The organism is Micromonospora sp. NPDC048905 (genome assembly GCF_040649655.1).
In the GTDB taxonomy this organism is placed as follows: Bacteria; Actinomycetota; Actinomycetes; order Mycobacteriales; family Micromonosporaceae; genus Micromonospora.
Window position 1 is genome coordinate 170,594 of the sequence record NZ_JBEZFV010000012.1, and the last position, 20,244, is coordinate 190,837.

The window sequence follows — 20,244 nt, forward strand, 5'->3', positions numbered from 1 at the left end:
CTGAGTATCCGAGGTGTTCCACCTGGTTGCCGGCCCGCCCGTAGTCTTCCGACATCCGGGTTTTTCGACCGGATTTCCCACCTGGCCGGGGCGTCCGGCCACCTGCCCCCGGGAGGCCACCTGATGAAGCAGGGCCCTCTCCCCTCGGTCGACTCCTCGGATGACGTGGTCGGCCCGTCCGATCTGCCCAGCTGCGGCCCGCTGCCCTCCCAGGTCGGCGTGACCAACCCTGGCCCGGAGGAGCCGCTCGGCGTGGTCGCGGTCGGTCCGGCCGGCGCCGAGCGACGCGCGGTGCTCGCCACGCTGCTCGGGCTGGACCCGGTCATGCTCACCGTGCCGTCGGGCAGTTGGCTGCTGGTGCGCAACGCCAAGGTGCCCACCCGGGCGGCGTACGTGCCCGGTTACCGCCAGCCCCACTCGTACGGGGCCGACCGGAACGCCGCCGGCCCGGCGTTGGCCCGTCCACCCCGGCGGGTCGAGTTGAGTGTGCCCGAGCCGGTGCTGCGGCACTTCACGCTCATCGACGTACCGGACACCGCGACGCTCGGCGTGTCCGGCCGGCAGGTGCTGCTCGACGCGGTGGGCCGGGCCGGCGCGCTGCTCTTCGTGATCGCCGCCGACCAGGCGTTCACGGCCGCCGAGCTGAACCTGCTCGCCGAGGTCGCCCCGACCTCGGTGGAGGTCGTCTTCGCGGTGACCCCCGGCGCGGCAGGGTGGGCCCCGCCGGTCGACGGCGTGGCGACGACGGAGGACGCGGGGGCGTCCGTCTCGCCGGTCGGGGGTCAGGCGACCGAGATGGACGCGGCCGCGGTGACCGTGGCGGCGCACCGCGCGGCGCTGCTGGCCGCGGTACCGGCGCTCGCCGACGCGCGGTGGTTCCCGGTCGACGCCCACTGCACCGACTCCGCCGCCGACCTGCGACGGGCCTTGGTCGGCTGGTCGTCGAAGGAGGGGTTGCGACGGGCCAGCGTCGAACCGCCGGTACTGCCGGGGCAACACGACCGGGTGGCCGTGGTCGCCGATCCGGGCGACTGGTCGGAGCAACTGGACCGGCAGACCCGCACGTGCGCGCAGCGGATCCGTCAGCATCTCGCACTGGAACTGGCGAACATCCACCTGCGGGCAGTCCAGGAGATCGTGTTCGGGGTCGGCTGCGCGGGCCTACCGGACCTCCTGGATCGGGAGATGGCGGCGCTGTCGCTGTTGGCCACCGCGCAGTGCGACCAGGCGGTGCGCGGCATCGTCACCGACGCCGCGGTCCGGGTGCTCGGCGCGCCGCCCGTCGAAGGAGTACGGCGGCGGATCACCACCGCCGTGCAGTACGGCCTGGACGACCGGCCCGGCCATGAGCTGGACAAGGTGCTGCTGATCACCAGCACAGCCGGGGTGGCCGGGTTGACCGGTCCGGAGGCGATCGATGCCCTCGCCAACTATCCGGCGGTGTGCCGAGACGAGGTGCTCCCGCCGATCGCGGTGGCGCTCTCCGGCGGGTGCTGGCAGCAGTGGCGTACGCCCGGCAGCGACGACCACAACGCGGCGCGGGCCTGGTCCCAGCGCGCGGTGCGGGAGGTCGAGCTGGGGTTGTCCCGGGAGATATCCCGACGGTTCGAGGTGATCCGCCTCTCGCTGGGCGCGGTGCTCTCCGATGCAGTCGATCACGGCATCCTGCTCGCCTGACGGTGTGGCCGCCCCCGAGTCCGGGTCCGCGCCGCACCACGGGTCCGAGGGCGCCCGGGGCGGATCAGAGGTGTCCCGGGTGGGCGATCCGCGCCGGGCCGGCGTTCCGGTTCCTCGGTTCCGGGAAACCGGTGGCACGATGGGGGGCATGGCGGCTCCACAGGTTGCACCGGTCGAGACGTCGGACACTGACGAGGTGCCGGCGGCTGACCGGCAATGGGTGACGATCGTGTGGGACGACCCGGTCAATCTGATGACGTACGTGACCTGGGTCTTCCAGAAGCTTTTCGGCTACAGCCGGGAGAGGGCCGAGCAGCTGATGCTGGATGTGCACCACAAGGGCCGGGCCGTGGTCTCCACGGGTGTCCGGGAGCGGATGGAGCACGACGCGTCGCAGCTGCACGCGTATGGGCTGTGGGCGACGGTGGATCGGTCGTGAGCATGTTCCATCGCCAGGCCGGCCGCTACGTCGCCACCTTCGCGGTCGACGAGGTGCGGGTGCTGCGCAAGGTCGCCTCCGAGGTGGTCGGCCTGCTCACCGATGGCTTCGACCACACCGACCCGGTCGTGGGTCGGCTCTTCCCGGCGGTCTACCCGCAGGACGCGCCGGGGACGGCCGAGTTCCGGCGGTACACCGAGGGCGACCTGAAGACCGCGAAGATCGATCAGGCGGGGGCGATCCTGGCCGCGCTGCCCGACGACACCGGTGGTGAGGTACGACTCGACGCCGAGGCGGCCGAGGCGTGGTTGCGGGCGTTGAACGACGCCCGGCTCGCAATGGGTGTCCGCCTGGAGATCAAGGACGGCACGGACCTGGGCGAGGAGTTGGACGACGCGGTCGCCGAGGACCCGGGATCCAGCCGGGTGTTCCAGCTCTCGGTCTACGCCTATCTCGGGTATTTGCAGGAGTCGCTGCTCAACGCCTTGATCGACTAGGCGTGACCGGCACCACTTCGGCCCGCGCTCGTCAGGCGTTAGGCTGGTCCTCGTGCTGAGCATCGACCGGTCGATCATCGACGCGATCGTCGCCCACGCGCGCCGGGATCACCCCGACGAGGCGTGCGGCGTCGTCGCCGGTCCCGTCGGCAGCGACACCCCGACCCGGCACATCCCGATGGACAACGCCGCGCGGTCGATGACCTTCTACGAGTTCGACTCGATGGAGCACCTGCGCGTGTGGCGCGAGATGGACGACCGCGACGAGGAACCGGTGGTCATCTACCACTCGCACACCGCCACCGAGGCGTACCCGTCGCGGACGGATGTCTCCTTCGCCGGTGAGCCGGGCGCGCACTACCTGCTCGTCTCGACCCGCGATCCCGACTCCGAGGAGATCCGCTCGTTCCGGATCGTCGACGGCGTGATCGCCGAGGAGCCGGTCCGGGTCGTGGAGGCCGGGGTCGACCCGCATGCCGTCCAGTCCTACATGTTCGGGCAGAGCCCGGCGACGGTCGACTACGAGTGTTCCGGCCGCTGATCCGTCAGCGTTCGCACTCGTCCCGTCCCGTCACCGTAGGCACACCCGATCGAGGAGTTCGACATCATGGCCATTGAGGTTCGCATCCCCACCATCCTGCGCAGCTACACCGGCGGCGCCAAGGTCGTCGACGGCACCGGCGACACCATCGCCGACCTGCTCACCGACCTGGATTCCCGGCACAGCGGCCTGCGTGGCCGGCTGATCACCGAGGCTGGCACGCTGCACCGCTTCGTCAACGTCTACGTGAACGACGAGGACGTCCGTTTCCTCGGCGCGCTGGACGCCAAGCTCTCCGACGGTGACAGCGTCACCATCCTGCCCGCGGTGGCCGGCGGCGCGTTCGGCTTCGCCGCGGCCGCGGCGATCAGCTCGCACAGCGCCGCGGCGGCGGCGATCAGCTCGCACAGCGCCGCGGCGGCGGCGATCAGCTCGCACAGCGCCGCGGCGGCGGTCCGCGGCGCCGTCGCGGCTGGCTGAGGTCGGCCGCCATGGCGCGGTACGACAGCCTGCTCGACGCGTGCGGGGGTACGCCGCTGGTCGGCCTGCCCCGGCTCTCCCCGACGGTGTCCGACGGGGCGCCACCGGTGCGGCTCTGGGCCAAGCTGGAGGACCGGAACCCCACCGGCAGCATCAAGGACCGCGCGGCGCTGTTCATGGTCCGGGCGGCGGAGGAGGCCGGGCGGCTCCGGCCGGGTGACACCATCCTCGAACCGACGAGTGGCAACACCGGTATCTCGTTGGCGATGGTGGCCAAGTTGCGTGGCTACCGGTTGGTCTGCGTGATGCCGGAGAACGTCTCCACCGAGCGGGTCCAGTTGCTCCGGATGTACGGGGCCGAGATCATCTTCTCGCCGGCGGCGGGTGGTTCCAACCAGGCGGTCGCCACCGCCAAGCTGATCGCCGCCGAACACCCGGACTGGGTGATGCTCTACCAGTACGGCAACGAGGCCAACGCGCGGGCGCACTACGAGACGACCGGGCCGGAGTTGCTGCACGACCTGCCCAGCATCACGCACTTCGTGGCCGGGCTCGGCACCACGGGCACGCTGATGGGCACCGGGCGCTACCTGCGGGAAAAGGTCGACGGCATCCAGGTCGTGGCGGCCGAGCCGCGCTACGGCGAGCTGGTCTACGGCCTGCGCAACATCGACGAGGGGTACGTGCCGGAGCTCTACGACGCCTCGGTGCTCTCCCGGCGCTTCTCGGTCGGCACCCGGGACGCGGTGCTGCGTACCCGCCAACTCGTGGAGGTGGAGGGCATCTTCGCCGGCTTCTCCACGGGTGCCATCCTGCATGCCGCGCTCGCGGTGGCGCACGAGGCGGTTCGCGACGGTCGACGGGCCGACGTGGCCTTCGTGGTCTGCGACGGTGGCTGGAAATACCTGTCCACCGGCGCGTACGGCGGCACGCTCGCCGATGCCGAGGACGCCCTGGAGGGGCAGCTCTGGGCCTGACCGGACCGGTCTTCCCGGTACGGGCCGTCGACGCGGGTCGACGGCCCGTACGCGGTCCGGCGCACCGTGAGCAGGTGTCACGTTCGTGACAACTTCCGCCGGATGATTCTTACCGCCGGGTACCCCAGCGTAGGCTGCGCAGCGTGACGTACGCGTCGGTAGAGATCATGGCTGAGGCGATTGCCCACACGGATGCTACTGACAGTGACAGCGAGACAACTCGATGCGACTGACTGTCCTTGGCAGCGCCGGTAGCTTTCCCGGTCCCGAGTCGCCCTGCTCGGCCTATCTCGTCGAAGCCGACGGCTTCCGTCTCCTTGTCGACTTCGGTTCCGGGTCGATGTCCAGCCTCCAGCGGTACGCGGGGCTGCACGCCCCGGACGCGATCCTGCTGACCCACCTGCACTGCGACCACATGTTCGACGCCGTCCTGTACGTCGTCGTGCGCCGGTACGCACCGGACGGCCCCTATCCACCGCTGCCGGTGTACGCCCCCTCCGGCGCACCGGACCGGCTCAGCGCCGCGTACGGCGACGACGGTTCGGTGGAGGACGTCTACCAGTTCTACGCCCTGCAGCCGGGCACGTTCCCGATCGGCCCGTTCACCGTCACCGTGGACCGGGTCAACCACCCCGTCGAGACGTACGGCGTGCGGCTGGAGCACGACGGCCGGTCACTGTGCTACTCGTCGGACACCGCGCCCTGCGCGGCCCTGCTGCGGCTGGCCCAGGACGTCGACGTCTTCCTCTGCGAGGCCAGCTACCTCGATGGCATGGACAATCCGCCGGATCTGCACCTGACCGGCCGGGAGGCCGGCGAGGCGGCGACCAAGGCCGCGGTGGGCCGGCTCCTGCTGACCCACCTGGTGCCCGCCTGGGGAAGTGAGGCACACACCCTGGACTCGGCCGCCGGCGCGTACGCCGGTCCGATCGACGTGGTCCGACCCGGCGCCAGCTACGACGTCTGACCCACCGAGTCCCGCTTCGCGAGGCCGGGACCGGTGTTGTGCCGCATTGTTCGCCGCCCGGTCAGCGGGCGGTCGTCTGGCGCACCCGTGACACCCGCACGGTGTGGGCATGCGGATCGCCATCGTGACCGAGTCGTTCCCACCGGACGTGAACGGCGTCGCGCACTCCGTGGTGCGCACGGCGGAACACCTGCTCGACCGGGGCCACGAGCCGGTTGTCATCGCGCCCGCCCCACCCGGCGCCGGCCGGCGGGACATCGACCGGCTGCCGTACCCGGTGGTGCGCATTCCCAGCGTGCCGTTGCCCCGCTATCAGGGTTTCCGGTTGGGCGTGCCGACGACCACCCGGTTGACCGGTGCGCTGCTGTCGGCCGAGCCGGACGTGGTGCACCTGGCCAGTCCGTTCGTCCTCGGGGCGCGGGCCGCCACGCTGGCCAGCCGTTACCGGCTGCCCACGGTGGCGGTCTACCAGACCGATGTGGCGGCGTACGCGCGGGCGTACCGGGTGAGCTGGGGTGAGGCGGCGGCCTGGCGTCGGATCCGGGAGATCCACAACTCGGCGCACCGCACCCTCGCCCCGTCCACCCGCGCCGCCGCCGACCTGATCGCCAACGGTGTGCAGCGGATCTGGCTGTGGCGTCGGGGTGTGGACGCGGTCCGCTTCGATCCGGCCAAACGGTGTGCGGCGCTGCGGGACCGGCTGGCGCCCAACGGTGAGCTGCTGGTCGGCTACGTCGGCCGGCTCGCCCCGGAGAAGCGGGTGGAGCTGCTGGCCGCGACGGCGCGGCTGCCCGGGGTGCGGGTGGTGGTGGCCGGTGACGGCCCGGCCCGCCGCCAGTTGGCCCGGGACCTGCCCGGGGTGACCTTCCTGGGCGTGCAGCACGGCGACGACCTGGCCCGGCTCTACGCCAGCCTGGACCTGTTCGTGCACACCGGACCGCACGAGACCTTCGGCCAGACCATCCAGGAGGCGCTGGCCTCCGGGGTGCCGGTCGTGGCGCCGGCCAGCGGCGGCCCGGTAGACCTCGTCGACGACTGCGTGACCGGGCTGCTGGTGGCACCGAACGACGGCGACGCGTTGGCCGCCGCGGTGGCCGACCTGGCCGGGGACGCCGACCGGCGGCGGGCCTACGGGCTGGCCGCCCGGGTCGCGGTCAGTCGGCGCAGCTGGGCGTCCGTCGGCGACGAGCTGATCGGGCACTACCACGCGGTACGCGCCGTGGCCGCGACCGTCGGCCTGCCGGCCGCGTCGTGACCTCGACGGTGGGCGGGCTGCGGATCGTGCGGCTCGCCAACTTCGTGACCCCGCGATCCGGTGGTCTGCGGACCGCGCTGCGGCACCTCGGGGAGGGCTACCGGGCCGCCGGTCACGATCCGGTGCTGGTGATCCCCGGCCGGCGGGCCGCCGACGAATCTTACCCGTGGGGACGGGTGATCACGCTGCCCGGCCCGGAGGTGCCGGGCAGCGGCGGTTACCGGCTGCTCGCCGGTCGGCGTCGGCTGGCCCGGCTGCTCGCCGGCCTGGCACCCGACCGGTTGGAGGTCTCCGACCGGTCGTCGCTGCGCTGGACGGGCGCATGGGCACGGGCGAACGGTGTGCCGTCGGTGATGGTCTCGCACGAGTCGCTGACCGGGCTGCTCGGCCAGTGGGGTGTGCCTCTCGCGCTGCGCCGGCCGGTCGCCGACCGGCTCAACCGGGCGACCAGTCGGGCGTACGACCGGATCGTCTGCACGACCCGGTGGGCGGCCGAGGAGTTCGACCGGATCGGCGCGGGCAACGTGGACCTGGTGCCCCTCGGGGTGGACCTGGACACCTTCCACCCGGACCGAGCCGACCCGAGGCTGCGCGCCCGGTACGCCGACCCCACCGAGCTGTTGTTGGTGCACTGCGCCCGGCTGTCCCCGGAGAAGCGACCGGAGTTGGCCGTGCAGGCTCTCGCCGAGCTGCGGCGGCAGGGCGTACCGGCGGTGCTGGTGCTGGCTGGTGACGGCCCGCTGCGCGGCGCGCTGGCCCGGCGGGCGGCCGGGCTGCCGGTGACGTTCACCGGTTTCCTGCCGGACCGCCACGCCGTGGCCGCGTTGTTGGCCAGCGCGGACGTGGTGCTGGCGCCCGGCCCCGTGGAGACCTTCGGCCTCGCCGGGCTGGAGGCGTTGGCCTGTGGCACCCCGGTCGTCGTCAACGCGGCAAGTGCCCTGCCCGGGGTGGTCGGAGCTGCCGGCCTGGCCGCGTACGGCTCGGGGGAGTCGATGGCCGCGGCGGTGACCCGCCTGGCGGACCGGCCGACGGCCGAGCGGCGGCGGGTCGCCCGGGCCAGGGCCGAGGAGTTCGGCTGGCCGGCGGCGGTCGCCGGATTCCTCCAGGTGCACGACGCGGACACTGCTCGGGGCACCCCGGCTGAGGTGGATCAGCGCACCGCATAGGGTGCAGGGATGGCGCGACCTGACGGGCGAGGGCCCAATCAACTCCGACCGGTGACCCTGACCCGAGGCTGGAGCACCCATCCGGAGGGCTCGGTGCTCGTCGAGTTCGGCGGCACCCGGGTGCTCTGCACGGCGAGCGTCACCGAGGGGGTGCCCCGCTGGCGCAAGGGCTCCGGGCTCGGCTGGGTGACCGCCGAGTACGCGATGCTGCCCCGGGCCACCAACACCCGCTCCGACCGGGAGAGCGTCAAGGGCCGGGTCGGCGGTCGTACCCACGAGATTTCCCGGCTGGTCGGCCGGAGCCTGCGGGCCAGCATCGACCTGAAGGCGCTCGGCGAGAACTCGATCGTGCTCGACTGCGACGTGCTCCAGGCCGACGGTGGCACCCGGACGGCCGCGATCACCGGCGCGTACGTCGCGTTGCACGACGCGGTGACCTGGCTCGCCGCCCGCAAGGCGTTGGCCGGTAAGCCGGAGAAGGTGATGCACCGCTCGGTGGCCGCGGTCAGCGTGGGGATCATCGCCGGCGAGGCACGGCTGGACCTCTGCTACGAGGAGGACGTCGCCGCCGAGGTGGACATGAACGTGGTGTGCACCGGCACGGGTGACTTCGTCGAGGTACAGGGCACCGGCGAGGCGGGCGTGTTCGCCCGTGACCAGCTCGACGCCCTGCTCGACCTGGCCGTCGCGGGTTGCGCGGATCTGGCCGAAGCCCAGCGGAAGGCACTCGCGTGAGCGCGAGGAGTGAGCTTGCGAGCCCCGCAGTCGCGAACAGAGGTGTTTCAGCGTGAACAAGGTCCTGCTCGCCACCCGTAACCGTAAGAAGCTTGTGGAACTCCAGCGCATCCTGGACGGTGCGCTCGGCGCGCAGCGGATCGCCCTGCTCGGGCTGGACGACGTCGAGCAGTACGAGGAGCTGCCGGAGACCGGCCTGACCTTCGGCGAGAACGCGCTGATCAAGGCGCGGGAGGGGTTCCGGCAGAGCGGGCTGCCGACCATCGCCGACGATTCCGGGCTCGCGGTGGACGCGCTCAACGGGATGCCGGGGGTCTTCAGCGCCCGCTGGTCCGGCCGCCACGGCGACGACCGCGCCAACCTTCAGCTGGTGCTGGACCAGATCGCCGACGTGCCCGACGAGCAGCGGGCCGCCTCGTTCGTCTGCACGGTGGCGTTGGTGCTGCCCGGCGGCAAGGAGCACCTCGTCGACGGTCGGCAGTCCGGTCGGGTGCTGCGGGCTCCGCGCGGTGACGGCGGATTCGGCTACGACCCGATCTTCCTGGGCGACGGACAGGACCGGACCAACGCCGAGCTGACCCCGGCGGAGAAGGACGCGATCAGCCACCGCGGCAAGGCACTGCGCGAGCTGGCGAAGCTGATCGCCAAGGTGCTGCCGCCCGCCGCCTGAGCAGCACCGGGACGCGCCGGCGCGGTCGGTGACCTCCGACGGCTGTCACCAGCTCTTCGTCACGAGGTCGCCGCCCAGCTCGTCGATCCCGACGCGGTCCTCCGTCGCGAGCACGGTGAGCAGTCGTTCGGCTTCGGCCACGGTGGCGATCCGGCCGGTCGAGGTGGCCCGCGCGGTGTCCAGCTCCTCCAACCACAGCCCGTCGCGCTCCCAGGTGGCCTGCACGCAGCCGCCGGAACGGCCGGAGGCGGTCAGGAAGTCCCTGCTCAGCGGTCGCATCGCACGGAGCAGGAGGCGGGCCTCGGCCGCGTCCAGGGGCACCTCCTTCTGGACGTCGTCGCGGTACTGGTAGGTCGCCTCGAGGAAATCTGGCGGGGCCGGCGTGGCGACCGCCCGCACCGACCCATCGGTAAACCGGCCGATCAGCTCCAGGCCGTCGAACCGGCCGACGGTCAGCTCCCGCCCAGCCTGGTCCGGGGATGTCCCCACCAGGGCGTCCCCCTCCCGCCGGACGATGACGGCGGCGCCCTCGCGGGCCAGCCGGACCCGCACGCCGGACGGCAACCACGGCAGGTGCAGACCGGCGAGCCGGGCGGCCGACGAGGGCCCGTCGGTCGGGGCGTACACCCCCGTCCACTGGTCCAGCAGCTCCACGTCGATGTCGACGTCGTCGTCGACAGTGGCGGGCAGCGCGGCCAACCGACCGACCCGGCGCCGCTGCCAGGTCAACGCGACCCGGATCCGGGTGCCGGTGCTGCCGTCCCAGTGCACGCTCAACCCCTCGGCGCGCAGCGCCGCCACCACCTCCGCACCGAGGTCGGCCGTCGTCGGCTGCCCGAACAGGCCGTACGCGACGTGCACCCCCGAGTCGTCGACGCCGTTCTCGGCGTCCTGCTGGTGGTAGAAGGCGTACCCCCGGGCGGTGCGCCCCCTCGGAATCTCGCCGCCGATCTCGGCGGTGCCGCAGGTCTGGCAGCAGCTGAAGTTTTCCCGAGCCACCACCCCGGCGGCCGAGAGCGTCCGGAAGGCCGCGGTGAGCCGATCGTTGTCGGTGATCTCTGGCCACTGGGCCTGGGCGGCGAGGTGAGCGCTCAACTCTTCGGTGACCATCGGCCAGGCTCGGGCCTGGATCTCCGCAGGGTCTGCCTCGTCGGCAAGATATTCCATCGTCCCGGCGACGATCGCGGCGGCCGGCAACTCGGCCAGCGCCACCTGACGACGGACGACGTCCCGGATCTGCTCGGTGAGCTCAGGCTCCTCGATGTCCACGGCGGCGAACCTAGCAGTACCGGCCGACAGGCCGGGCGAGGGTGGGACCGGACCCTGCCGCCCGCCGCCTGACCCGCGGCGGACGACAGCGACCGACGGAGGTCAGCCCAGCGGGCCGACCTCCCGTTCGATGGCGGCGCGCAACTCCGGCCCGCCGACGACCGCTCGGGCCGCCTCCATCACCGGGGCGAGGAACACGTCCGGGCCGGGCTCGCCGGCCGCCGGGCCGAGCGCGGCGACGGCCGCCCGGCCGGCCGGGGACGGCTCCAGCGGGGCGCGCAGTTGCAGACCGCGTACGCCGGCCAGCAGCTCCACCGCGAGCAGGCTGGTCAGGTTGTCCAGCACGGTGCGCAGCTTCTTGGCCGCCGCCCAGCCCATCGACACGTGGTCCTCCTGCATCCCGCTGGTGGGCAGCGAGTCCACCGAGGCGGGGGCGGCCAGCCGACGGTTCTCGGCGACGATCCCCGCCGCCGTGTACTGGGCGATCATCAGCCCGGAGTTGACCCCGGCGTCGGGGGAGAGGAACGCCGGCAGTTCCCGGGAGCGGGTGACGTCGAGCAGCCGGTCCACCCGCCGCTCGGCGATCGCGCCCACCTCGGCGGCGGCGATGGCGAGGAAGTCCGCGGCGAAGCCGAGCGGCGCGCCGTGGAAGTTGCCTGTCGACTCGACCCGCCCGTCCGGCAGCACCACCGGGTTGTCCACCACGGACACCAACTCCCGGCCCGCGACCGTACGGACGAAGTCCAGGGTGTCGCGGGCCGCGCCGGCGACCTGCGGGGCGCAACGCATCGAGTACGCGTCCTGCACGGCATGGGCCAGGTCGTCGCGGTGCGAGTCCATCACCCGGGAGTCCTGCAACAGCCGGTGGATGTTCGCCGCCGACGCCGCCTGACCGGGGTGCGGCCGGATCGCGTGCAGCTCCGGCAGGAACGGCCGCTCCGAGCCGAGCATCGCCTCGATGGCCAGCGCGGCCGTCACGTCGGCCATGGCGAACAGGTGCGCCGCGTCGTGGATGGCCAGCAACAGCATGCCGAGCATGCCGTCGGTGCCGTTGATCAGCGCCAGCCCCTCCTTGGCGGCCAGCTCGATCGGCGTGAGCCCGGCGGCGCTCAGCGCGTCGGCCGCGTCCTGCCGCTCGCCGGCCGGGCCGAGGACCCAGCCCTCACCGAGCAGCACCAGCGCGCAGTGCGCCAGCGGCGCCAGGTCGCCGGAGGCGCCCAGCGAGCCGTGCTCCGGCACCCAGGGGGTGATGTCGTGGTTGAGCAGGTCGACCAGTGCCTCGGCGACCAGCGGCCGGACCCCGGAGCGGCCCAGCGCGAGGGACCGGACCCGCAGCAGCATCATGGCCCGGACCACCTCGCGCGGCATGGGGGCGCCCACCCCGGCGGCGTGCGAGCGGATCAGCGCGTGTTGCAGTTCGGCCCGCCGCTCCGGAGCGATGAAGGTGTTGGCCAGCGCCCCGAACCCGGTGGAGACCCCGTAGACGGGCCGGCCGGACGACTCGATGCCGTCCACGATGGCCCGACTGGTCGCCATGGCCTCGACGGTGGCCGGGGCGAGGACGACCGTGGCGGTGCCGCGGGCCACCGCGAGCACGTCGTCGGCGGTGATCCCGGTGGGCTGGATGGTCACGTTCGTCATAGCGGAACTCCGTTGCGAATTACCTGGCGGATCAGGGGGACACCGGGCCGGTAGGCCAGGTGCAGGTACGACGGCGCGTCCAGGACCACGAGGTCGGCCCGCGCGCCGGGGGTGAGGACACCGATGTCGTCGCGGCGCAGCGCCCGGGCACCACCGGCGGTGGCGGCCCAGACCGCCTCCGCCGGGGTCATCCGCATCTCGCGGACCGCGAGGGCCACGCAGAACGCCATCGACGAGGTGTACGACGAGCCGGGGTTGCAGTCCGTCGCCAGCGCCACTGTCACACCGGCGTCGAGCAGCCGGCGGGCGTCCGGGTAGGGCGAGCGGGTGGAGAACTCCGCGCCGGGAAGCAGGGTCGCGACGGTGGTGCTGTGCGGGCCCTCGTGGCACATGCAGTCGACCAGGGAGGACGCGAGCGCGTCGACGTCGGCGTCGGACAGGTAGGTGCAGTGGTCCACGCTGGCCGCGCCCAGCTCCACGCCGAGATGCACGCCCGGTCCGGGGCCGAGCTGGTTGGCGTGCACCCGCACACCGAGCCCGACGGCCTGCCCGCAGGCCAGGATGGCCCGGGCGTGGTCCACGTCGAAGGCACCCCGCTCGCAGAACACGTCGATCCACTTGGCGTGCGGCGCGGCGGCGGCCAGCATCGGCCCGCAGACCAGCCCCACGTAGTCGTCCGGGCGGTCTGCGTACTCGGCGGGGACCACGTGCGCGCCGAGATAGGTGGTGTCCTCGGTGAACTCGGCGGCGATCCGCAGTGAGCGGGCCTCGTCGGCGACGGTCAGCCCGTACCCACTCTTGATCTCCATGGTCGTGGTGCCCTGGCGCAGCGCCTCCCCCCGCAGCCGGCGCACGGTGGCTCGCAACTCGTCATCGGTCGCGGCCCGGGTCGCGCGGACCGTGGTGCGGATGCCGCCGCCGGTGTAGGGCTGACCGGCCATCCGGGCGGCGAACTCGTCCGCCCGGTCCCCGGCGAAGACCAGGTGGGCGTGGCTGTCCACGAAGCCGGGCAGGACGGCGGCCCCACCGACGTCGAGTCGCCGGTCGGCGGCCGGCGCGGTCGCGGACGACCCCACCCAGGCCACCCGGCCCTCCTCGATCAGCACGGCCGCGTCGCGGAGGATGCCGAGTGGGCGCGTACCGGGGCCGTTGGTGACCAGCTCCCCGATGGTGTCGACAAGCAGACTGCTCATGTGGGGGTCACCGCCTCGATGGCGGCGGCCAACTCGGCCGGCACGTCCACGCTCAGGTGCTGGCCCTCGGCCACCACCACCCGGCCGTCCACCAGCACCTGCTCCACGTCTCCCGCGGTGGCCGCGAAGAACGCCCCCACCGGTGGCACGCCGGCGGTGCGGGGGCTGTCCAGCCGTACCGTCACCAGGTCGGCGCGGGCGCCGACGGCGATCCGGCCGGCGTCGGCCCAGCCCAGGGCGGCGTGCCCGGTGACGCTGGCCGCCGTCAGCAGGTCGACAGGCGTGAAGTGGCCCCGGCGGCGGGTGCGCAGCCGCTCGTCCAGCTCCACCGCGCGGGCCTCCTCGAACAGGTCGATGACGGCGTGGCTGTCGCTGCCCAGGCTCAACCGGATTCCCGCGTCGGCCATCCGCCGGGCCGGGCCGATCCCGTCGGCGAGGTCCCGTTCGGTGGTCGGGCAGAGGCACACCCCGGTCCGGCTGTCGCCGAGCAGGGTCAGGTCGGCGCTGGTCGGGTGGGTGGCGTGCACGGCGGTGGTGTCCGGCCCGAGAACACCGTGCGCGGCGAGCAACGCGGTGGGCGTACGCCCGTGCACCGCCCGGCACTCGTCGTTCTCGGCGGGCTGCTCGGAGAGGTGCACGTGCAGCGGCGCCCGCCGATCCCGGGCCCAGTCGGCGACCGTGCGGAGCTGGTCCGCCGGAACCGCCCGTACCGAGTGCACGGCCGCGCCGACCCGCACGTGCGAGTCCGCCGGCTGGAACGCCGCCGCCCGCTCCGCCCAGCGGGTCGCGTCGCCGTCACCGAAGCGGCGCTGCGGCCCGGCGAGGGCCTGACCGTCCACGCTGGAGGTCAGGTAGCAGGCGTCCAGCAGGGTGAGCCGGATCCCGGCGTGCGCGGCGGCCTCCACCAGCGCCGCGCCCATCGCGTTCGGGTCGTCGTACGCGCCGCCGTCGGGGCGGTGGTGCAGGTAGTGGAACTCGCCCACGCCGGTGATCCCGGCGAGCGCCATCTCGGCGTAGACGGCACGCGCCAGGGCCAGGTAGGTGTCCGGGTCCAGCCGGTCCGCGACGGCGTACATCCGGTCCCGCCAGGTCCAGAAGTCGCCCCGACCACCGTGGGTACGTCCGCGTAGCGCCCGGTGGAAGGCGTGCGAGTGCACGTTGGCCAGGCCGGGCAGGGTCAGACCGGGCAGCGGCACCGCGTCGGCGTACACGTCGACCCCGGCCGTCGGCCTGCTGCCGGGGGTCAGCGGCGTAACCGCCGTGATCCGGCCGTCCTCGACCTCGATCAGCACGTCGGGTGTGGGTTCGGGGTGCTCGGGCAACCAGGCGTACTCGGCGAGCCAGCGGGTCGGTGTCATCGGCATGTCAGCTCCTCCAGCACCCGGGCCAGCGCGCGGACCCCGGCGGCGCAGTCGTCGTCGGTCGCCGCCTCGCCGGGGGAGTGCGACACCCCGGTCGGGTTGCGGACGAACAACATCGCGGTGGGCAGGTGCGCGGCGAGCACCCCGGCGTCGTGGCCCGCACCGGTGGGCAGCACCGGCGCGTCCAGCAGCGTGGCCAGCCGTCCGGCCAGACCGCCGTCGAACGCGACGAGCGGCGTCGCCGACTCCTCGGTGACCGTCACCACCGTACCGTCGCGGCGGGCGCGCTCGGTGAGCTTGCCCCACACCGCCTCGACCAGCCCGGACAGCGTCTGCGGGTCGGCGGCGCGGGCATCCAGCCACCCGGTCACCTTCGACGGGATCGCGTTCGTGGCGTTCGGCTCGACGGCGACCCGGCCCACGGTGGCGTGCGCGTCGCGCAGCCGGGCCTCCTTGTTGGCCGCCAGCACCGTGAACGCGTAGGTGAGCATCGGGTCGCGCCGGTCGGCCATCCGGGTCGTACCCGCGTGGTTGCCCTCGCCGACGACGTCGAAGCGCCACCGGCCGTGCGGCCAGATCGCGCTCGCCACCGCGACGGGCGCGTCCGTGTCGACGAGCGCGCGGCCCTGCTCGACGTGCAACTCCACGTAGGCGCCGAACCGGCCCAGCAACTCCGGGCGGGCGCCCGCCGGCCGGTCACCCAGCGCCTCGGCGAAGCTCACCCCGGCCGCGTCGCGCAGGCCGGCCGCGCGGTCGGCGGACAGCGCACCGGTGAGCAGCCGAGACCCCAGGCACGGTACGCCGAAGCGCGCACCCTCCTCCTCCACGAACGCGGCCAGCACCAGCGGCCGATCCGGGGTGACGCCGGCGGCGCGAAGCTCGTCCACGGCGAGGAACGCGCTGACGATGCCGAGCGGCCCGTCGTACGCCCCGCCGTGCGGCACCGAATCGAAGTGGCTGCCGGTGAGCACCGCGTCGGACGCCTGCGGGTCACCCCAGTGGGCGAAGAGGTTGCCGTTGCCGTCCTCGGTGACGGGCATTCCGCGCTGCTCGGCCTGGGCTCGGAACCAGGCGCGCAGCTCCCGCTCCGGCTCGGTCAACGCGTACCGCAGATAGCCGCCGCTGTCGGCGTCCCGCCCGACCGGCGCGATCTCGTCCCACAGCGCCCGGAACCGGCCGGACAGGTCCGCGCTCACGCTCTACTCCCGTTGTTCGCGACTGCGGGGCTCCGCTGCGCTGCACTCCTCGCGCTCACGCGGGTCCCTCGGCCATGGGCGTGCGGAGGCCGGTGCGGTCCGCGACGTCGCGGGCGATGTCGTAGCCGGCGTCGACGTGCCGGATCACGCCCATCGCCGGGTCGTTGGTGAGCACCCGCTCGATCTTCTGCCCGGCGAGGGCGGTGCCGTCGGCGACGCACACCTGCCCGGCGTGGATCGACCGGCCGATACCCACCCCGCCGCCGTGGTGGAGGGACACCCAGGAGGCCCCGCTGGCCGTGTTGACCAGAGCGTTGAGCAGCGGCCAGTCGGCGATGGCGTCGGAGCCGTCGGCCATCGCCTCGGTCTCCCGGTACGGGCTGGCCACACTGCCGGCGTCCAGGTGGTCCCGCCCGATGACGACCGGGGCGGAGAGTTCGCCCGAGGCGACCATCTCGTTGAACCGCACGCCCGCCCGGTCCCGCTCGCCATAGCCGAGCCAGCAGATCCGGGCCGGCAGGCCCTGGAAGGCGACCCGCTCGCCGGCCAGCCTGATCCACCTGGCCAGCGGCTCGTTCTCGGGGAACAACTCCAGGATCGCCCGGTCGGTGGCCGCGATGTCGGCCGGATCGCCGGAGAGCGCCGCCCACCGGAACGGCCCCCTGCCCTCGGAGAACAGCGGCCGGATGTACGCGGGCACGAAACCGGGGAAGTCGAAGGCCCGCTGGTATCCGGCGAGCTGTGCCTCGCCGCGGATCGAGTTGCCGTAGTCGAAGACCTCGGCGCCGGCATCCAGGAAGCCGACCATCGCCTCGACGTGCGTCGCCATCGACGCGCGGGCCCGGTCGGTGAACTCGGCCGGCTTCGCCTGCGCGTAGTCCCGGGCGTCGGCCAGCTCCACCCCCACCGGCAGGTACGACAGCGGATCGTGGGCGCTGGTCTGGTCGGTCACGACGTCGACCCCGACACCGCGCCGGAGCAACTCGGGGAAGACCTCGGCGGCGTTGCCGACCACGCCCACGGAGAGCGCGCGCCGGTCCCGCTTCGCGGCGAGCACCCGTCGTACCGCGTCGTCCAGCGAGTCGGCGACCTCGTCCAGGTAGCGGTCGTGCACCCGCCGGTCGAGCCGGGTGCGGTCCACGTCGACGATCAGGCAGACGCCGCCGTTCATGGTGACCGCGAGTGGCTGCGCGCCGCCCATCCCACCGCAGCCGGCGGTCAGCGTCAGCGTGCCGGCGAGGTCGCCCCCGAACCTCTTCGCGGCCACCGCCGCGAACGTCTCGTAGGTGCCCTGGAGGATGCCCTGGGTGCCGATGTAGATCCACGAACCGGCGGTCATCTGCCCGTACATGGTCAGGCCGAGCTGCTCCAACCGGCGAAACTCCGGCCAGGTCGCCCAGTCGCCGACCAGGTTGGAGTTGGCCAGCAGCACCCGGGGCGCCCACTCGTGGGTACGCAGCACGCCCACCGGTCGGCCGGATTGCACGAGCATCGTCTCGTCCTCGCGCAGGTCGGTAAGCGTGCGGACCAACGCGTGGTACGACGGCCAGTCCCGGGCCGCCTTGCCGGTGCCGCCGTAGACGACCAGGTCGTCGGGGCGCTCGGCGACCTCCGGGTCGAGGTTGTTCATCAACATCCGCAGGGCGGCCTCCTGCTGCCACCCGCGGGCGGTGAGCTGGTTGCCCCGTGCGGCACGGACGGGCTGGGTCATCTCGGGTCTCCTCCGGTCATCCGCGGAACAACTGACGGCGGGCCGCGGAGGCCTCGAACGCCTCCAGTCGGCGTTGGGTGTCGGCCGGTGCGGCGTCGCAGATCGCCTGTAACAACACCATGGCCAGGGTCATCGGGGCGGTGTGCAGGTCAAAGACGAGCTGCGCGCCGACCGCCGCGGGCAGCACCACGTCGGAGTGCTCGGTGGCGGGGCTGACCGGTGAGTCGGTGATCGCCACCACGGTGAGCCCGGCGTCGCGGGCGTCGCGGAGCGCGTCCAGGGTCTCCCTGGGGTAGCGGGGCAGGACGAAGGCGAGCAGCGCCGACGCCCCGGCCGCGGCCGCCTGCTCCAGGCGGTCGGTGAGCAGGCTGCCGCCGTCGTCGAGCACCCGAACGTCCGGGTGCACCTTCGCCGCGAAGTAGGCGAAGTACGCGGCCAGCGGCGCGGCGGCGCGCAGGCCGAGCACCGGCAGTGGGCGGCTCCGGGCGAGCAACCGCCCGGTCTCGGCGATCCGGTCCCGGTCGGCGAGCTGAACGGCCAGCCGGTCCAGGTTCTCCATCTCCGCGCGTACCGCCTGCTGTAGCTCGTTGCCGGCGTCGTCCGGTTCGGTGCCCTCGGTGGGGCCCGCCTTCCGTAGCCGACGGCGGAGGGCGGGGTAGCCGTCGTATCCGAGCGCCATCGCAAACCGGGTCACCGACGGCTGGCTGACCCCGGCCATCTCGGCGACTTCCGCCGCGGACAGGTAGGCCGCCGCTCCGGCGTGCTGCACCAGGCAGTGCGCGATGCGGCGCTGGGTGGGCGTGAGTCGTACGCCGTGGAAGAGGTCGAGCAGGTGGTCGGTCGACCCCGCACCGCCGTCATTCATGGCGCGACTTTATGCATGAAAAATTTCAACGGCAAGGTCTGCGCTGTCGAATCGGTAGGTCCGGCCTATGCAATACTGCCGATCCGGCGCGGGGGATCAGCGGAGGTAGTGTCGTGACAAGCGTGGAACAGGGCCAGCACATCGCGACCATCCACGACGACACACCACCCCCGGAATCGCCTTCGGCGGTCGACTCCACCCACCGGCCCACGCCGAGAGGCTGGCTGAGCGGGCTGGCCTGGCAACGGTGGTTGGCGGACAACCTCTTCCCCCGCACGCTCACACCGCCGGCGACCGACCGCAGGACCGTCCTCGGCTACGTCGCGGCCTTCCTGCTCGCGGTGACCTACCAGTTGGTGATCCCGCAGGGCCGAACCCACCTGACGCACATGTGGGCGGAGGACGGTCGGATCTTCTTCGACGGGGCGGTGACCAAGAGCTTCCCGCTGGTGCTCGTCGAGCCGTACGGCGGCTATCTGCACGTGCTGCCACGACTCTCCACCGAGTTGGCCACCCACCTGCCGATCGGCTGGTGGGCCGCGGTGGTGGCGATCGCCGCGGCGGTGGTGCGTGCCGCGGTCGCGTTGCTGGTCTTCACCGCGGCCTCCGGTCATCTGCCGTCCCGCAGGCTGCGAGCGGTGTTGGCCGCTGCGGTCGTCCTGCTCCCGGCGGGAAACAGCGAGGCCCTGAACAACCTTGCCAACCTGCACTGGTTCGTCATCTTCGGCGCCTTCTGGGCACTCCTCTGGCGGCCGACCACCCGCTGGCAGAACGGGCTCAGTGCCGTTGCGCTCCTGCTCGCCGCGTTGACGAGCCCGTTGGGAATGCTGCTCGTTCCGTTGGCCGCCGCACGACTCGCGCTGCCCCGACGACGTGACCGGGTTCCGGCGTTCGCCTTCATCATCGGCTCGGCGATGCAGATCGTGCCGCTGCTGGGGTCGACCTCGGAGCGGGGCGGTGAACCGTTCGACCTGCTGCAGGGAGTGTCCGCGGCCGCGGCCCGCGGGCCCCTGGTGCTGTTCTTCGGGCCGGAGTGGACCGCGGAGCTCTACCCCCATGCGCTCGCGTTCTATTCGGACTTCTACGCCTGGCCGGCGGCGCTCGCCGCGGTCATCGTTCTGGCCATCGTCGGGTATGGCCTGCGCAACGGGACCTCGGGCCGGCGGATCCTGGTGATCACGAGCCTGCTCCTCTCCGCAGCGTTCATCTCCGCGGAGCTCTACATGAACTGGTCCTTCCTGCTTCGCCTCGACGCGCCGAACGTCGTCATTCCCATGCAGCGCTACAGCGCGGCACCCTGTCTGTTCCTGTTCACCGCCGTGCTCGTGAGCCTGGCACGGGCTCCCCGACCTCAGTTGCGGCACCTGCTGACCGTCGTGCGCGTCGGCGTCGCAGCGATAATTCTCGTCGGCATCGGTTACCAGTGGCAGTCCACGACTGGCCTGGTGCGACTCGACGGCCCCACGTGGCAGCAGAGTCTCGCGGTTGCCGAGCAGCAGTGTGCCGCCGGTGCGACGGAGGTCCGCGTCGACATCAATCCAGCCTGGTTCGTGCCTCTCACCTGCGAGTACCTGACCAAGGCGAGGTAGCGCAGGTCAGCAGGC

At 72.8% G+C, this 20,244-nt stretch carries 19 protein-coding genes; 12 read left to right on the forward strand and 7 right to left on the reverse strand.

Annotated elements, in window-relative coordinates; translation table 11 throughout:
- Nucleotides 1–123 precede the first annotated feature (123 nt).
- From AB0C01_RS27140 to rdgB, 11 genes are all read left to right on the forward strand, one after another.
- The gene (locus tag AB0C01_RS27140) at nucleotides 124–1,677 is read left to right on the forward strand and encodes a hypothetical protein (RefSeq protein WP_357255998.1); all 1,554 of its coding nucleotides are present in this window, start codon (nucleotides 124–126) and stop codon (nucleotides 1,675–1,677) included.
- Nucleotides 1,678–1,825: 148 nt separating this feature from the next.
- Nucleotides 1,826–2,116, forward strand: coding sequence for an ATP-dependent Clp protease adapter ClpS (gene clpS / locus AB0C01_RS27145; RefSeq protein WP_357256027.1), 291 nt, complete (start codon nucleotides 1,826–1,828; stop codon nucleotides 2,114–2,116).
- A gap of 2 nt (nucleotides 2,117–2,118) precedes the next feature.
- Nucleotides 2,119–2,613: a DUF2017 domain-containing protein gene (locus tag AB0C01_RS27150; protein WP_357256025.1), complete on the forward strand. Its 495-nt coding sequence runs from the start codon at nucleotides 2,119–2,121 to the stop codon at nucleotides 2,611–2,613.
- Nucleotides 2,614–2,665: 52 nt separating this feature from the next.
- Nucleotides 2,666–3,154, forward strand: coding sequence for a M67 family metallopeptidase (locus AB0C01_RS27155; RefSeq protein WP_357255995.1), 489 nt, complete (start codon nucleotides 2,666–2,668; stop codon nucleotides 3,152–3,154).
- A 66-nt stretch (nucleotides 3,155–3,220) separates the two neighbouring features.
- Complete coding sequence (locus AB0C01_RS27160; protein WP_357572470.1) at nucleotides 3,221–3,634, forward strand: MoaD family protein; 414 nt, start codon at nucleotides 3,221–3,223, stop codon at nucleotides 3,632–3,634.
- An 11-nt stretch (nucleotides 3,635–3,645) separates the two neighbouring features.
- The gene (locus AB0C01_RS27165; protein ID WP_357255992.1) at nucleotides 3,646–4,611 is read left to right on the forward strand and encodes a pyridoxal-phosphate dependent enzyme; all 966 of its coding nucleotides are present in this window, start codon (nucleotides 3,646–3,648) and stop codon (nucleotides 4,609–4,611) included.
- A gap of 223 nt (nucleotides 4,612–4,834) precedes the next feature.
- Complete coding sequence (locus AB0C01_RS27170; RefSeq protein WP_357255990.1) at nucleotides 4,835–5,578, forward strand: MBL fold metallo-hydrolase; 744 nt, start codon at nucleotides 4,835–4,837, stop codon at nucleotides 5,576–5,578.
- Nucleotides 5,579–5,687: 109 nt separating this feature from the next.
- On the forward strand, nucleotides 5,688–6,833 hold the full coding sequence (locus AB0C01_RS27175; protein ID WP_357572471.1) for a glycosyltransferase family 1 protein: 1,146 nt from the start codon (nucleotides 5,688–5,690) through the stop codon (nucleotides 6,831–6,833).
- Nucleotides 6,830–7,999 (forward strand): glycosyltransferase, encoded by a 1,170-nt coding sequence (locus AB0C01_RS27180; RefSeq protein ID WP_357572472.1) that lies wholly within the window; start codon nucleotides 6,830–6,832, stop codon nucleotides 7,997–7,999. The genes AB0C01_RS27175 and AB0C01_RS27180 overlap by 4 nt, the downstream gene beginning before the upstream one ends.
- Before the next feature lie 9 nt (nucleotides 8,000–8,008).
- Nucleotides 8,009–8,734 (forward strand): ribonuclease PH, encoded by a 726-nt coding sequence (gene rph / locus AB0C01_RS27185; protein WP_357255986.1) that lies wholly within the window; start codon nucleotides 8,009–8,011, stop codon nucleotides 8,732–8,734.
- Nucleotides 8,735–8,786: 52 nt separating this feature from the next.
- Nucleotides 8,787–9,404, forward strand: coding sequence for an RdgB/HAM1 family non-canonical purine NTP pyrophosphatase (gene rdgB / locus AB0C01_RS27190; RefSeq protein ID WP_357255984.1), 618 nt, complete (start codon nucleotides 8,787–8,789; stop codon nucleotides 9,402–9,404).
- A gap of 45 nt (nucleotides 9,405–9,449) precedes the next feature.
- On the opposite strand, the gene AB0C01_RS27195 is transcribed toward rdgB, so the two are convergent.
- The 7 genes from AB0C01_RS27195 to AB0C01_RS27225 form a co-directional block, all read right to left on the reverse strand.
- Entirely contained in the window at nucleotides 9,450–10,673 is a 1,224-nt protein-coding gene (locus AB0C01_RS27195; RefSeq protein ID WP_357255983.1) for a hypothetical protein, read from the reverse strand.
- Between the two features lie 102 nt (nucleotides 10,674–10,775).
- Nucleotides 10,776–12,314, reverse strand: a complete 1,539-nt coding sequence (gene hutH / locus AB0C01_RS27200) for a histidine ammonia-lyase (RefSeq protein ID WP_357255981.1) — start codon at nucleotides 12,312–12,314, stop codon at nucleotides 10,776–10,778.
- Nucleotides 12,311–13,507, reverse strand: a complete 1,197-nt coding sequence (gene hutI / locus AB0C01_RS27205) for an imidazolonepropionase (protein WP_357572473.1) — start codon at nucleotides 13,505–13,507, stop codon at nucleotides 12,311–12,313. The genes hutH and hutI overlap by 4 nt, the downstream gene beginning before the upstream one ends.
- On the reverse strand, nucleotides 13,504–14,871 hold the full coding sequence (locus tag AB0C01_RS27210) for a formimidoylglutamate deiminase (RefSeq protein WP_357255977.1): 1,368 nt from the start codon (nucleotides 14,869–14,871) through the stop codon (nucleotides 13,504–13,506). Before AB0C01_RS27210 ends, hutI begins: the two co-directional genes overlap by 4 nt.
- Nucleotides 14,862–16,064, reverse strand: coding sequence for an allantoate amidohydrolase (locus AB0C01_RS27215; protein WP_357255975.1), 1,203 nt, complete (start codon nucleotides 16,062–16,064; stop codon nucleotides 14,862–14,864). The genes AB0C01_RS27210 and AB0C01_RS27215 overlap by 10 nt, the downstream gene beginning before the upstream one ends.
- 55 nt (nucleotides 16,065–16,119) lie before the next feature.
- The gene (gene hutU / locus AB0C01_RS27220; protein WP_357572474.1) at nucleotides 16,120–17,775 is read right to left on the reverse strand and encodes a urocanate hydratase; all 1,656 of its coding nucleotides are present in this window, start codon (nucleotides 17,773–17,775) and stop codon (nucleotides 16,120–16,122) included.
- 16 nt (nucleotides 17,776–17,791) lie between these two features.
- Entirely contained in the window at nucleotides 17,792–18,640 is an 849-nt protein-coding gene (locus AB0C01_RS27225) for a MurR/RpiR family transcriptional regulator (RefSeq protein WP_357255971.1), read from the reverse strand.
- Nucleotides 18,641–18,753: 113 nt separating this feature from the next.
- Here AB0C01_RS27225 and AB0C01_RS27230 point away from each other — a divergent pair, with 113 nt between their 5' ends.
- Nucleotides 18,754–20,229 (forward strand): hypothetical protein, encoded by a 1,476-nt coding sequence (locus AB0C01_RS27230; protein ID WP_357572475.1) that lies wholly within the window; start codon nucleotides 18,754–18,756, stop codon nucleotides 20,227–20,229.
- Nucleotides 20,230–20,244 lie beyond the last annotated feature (15 nt).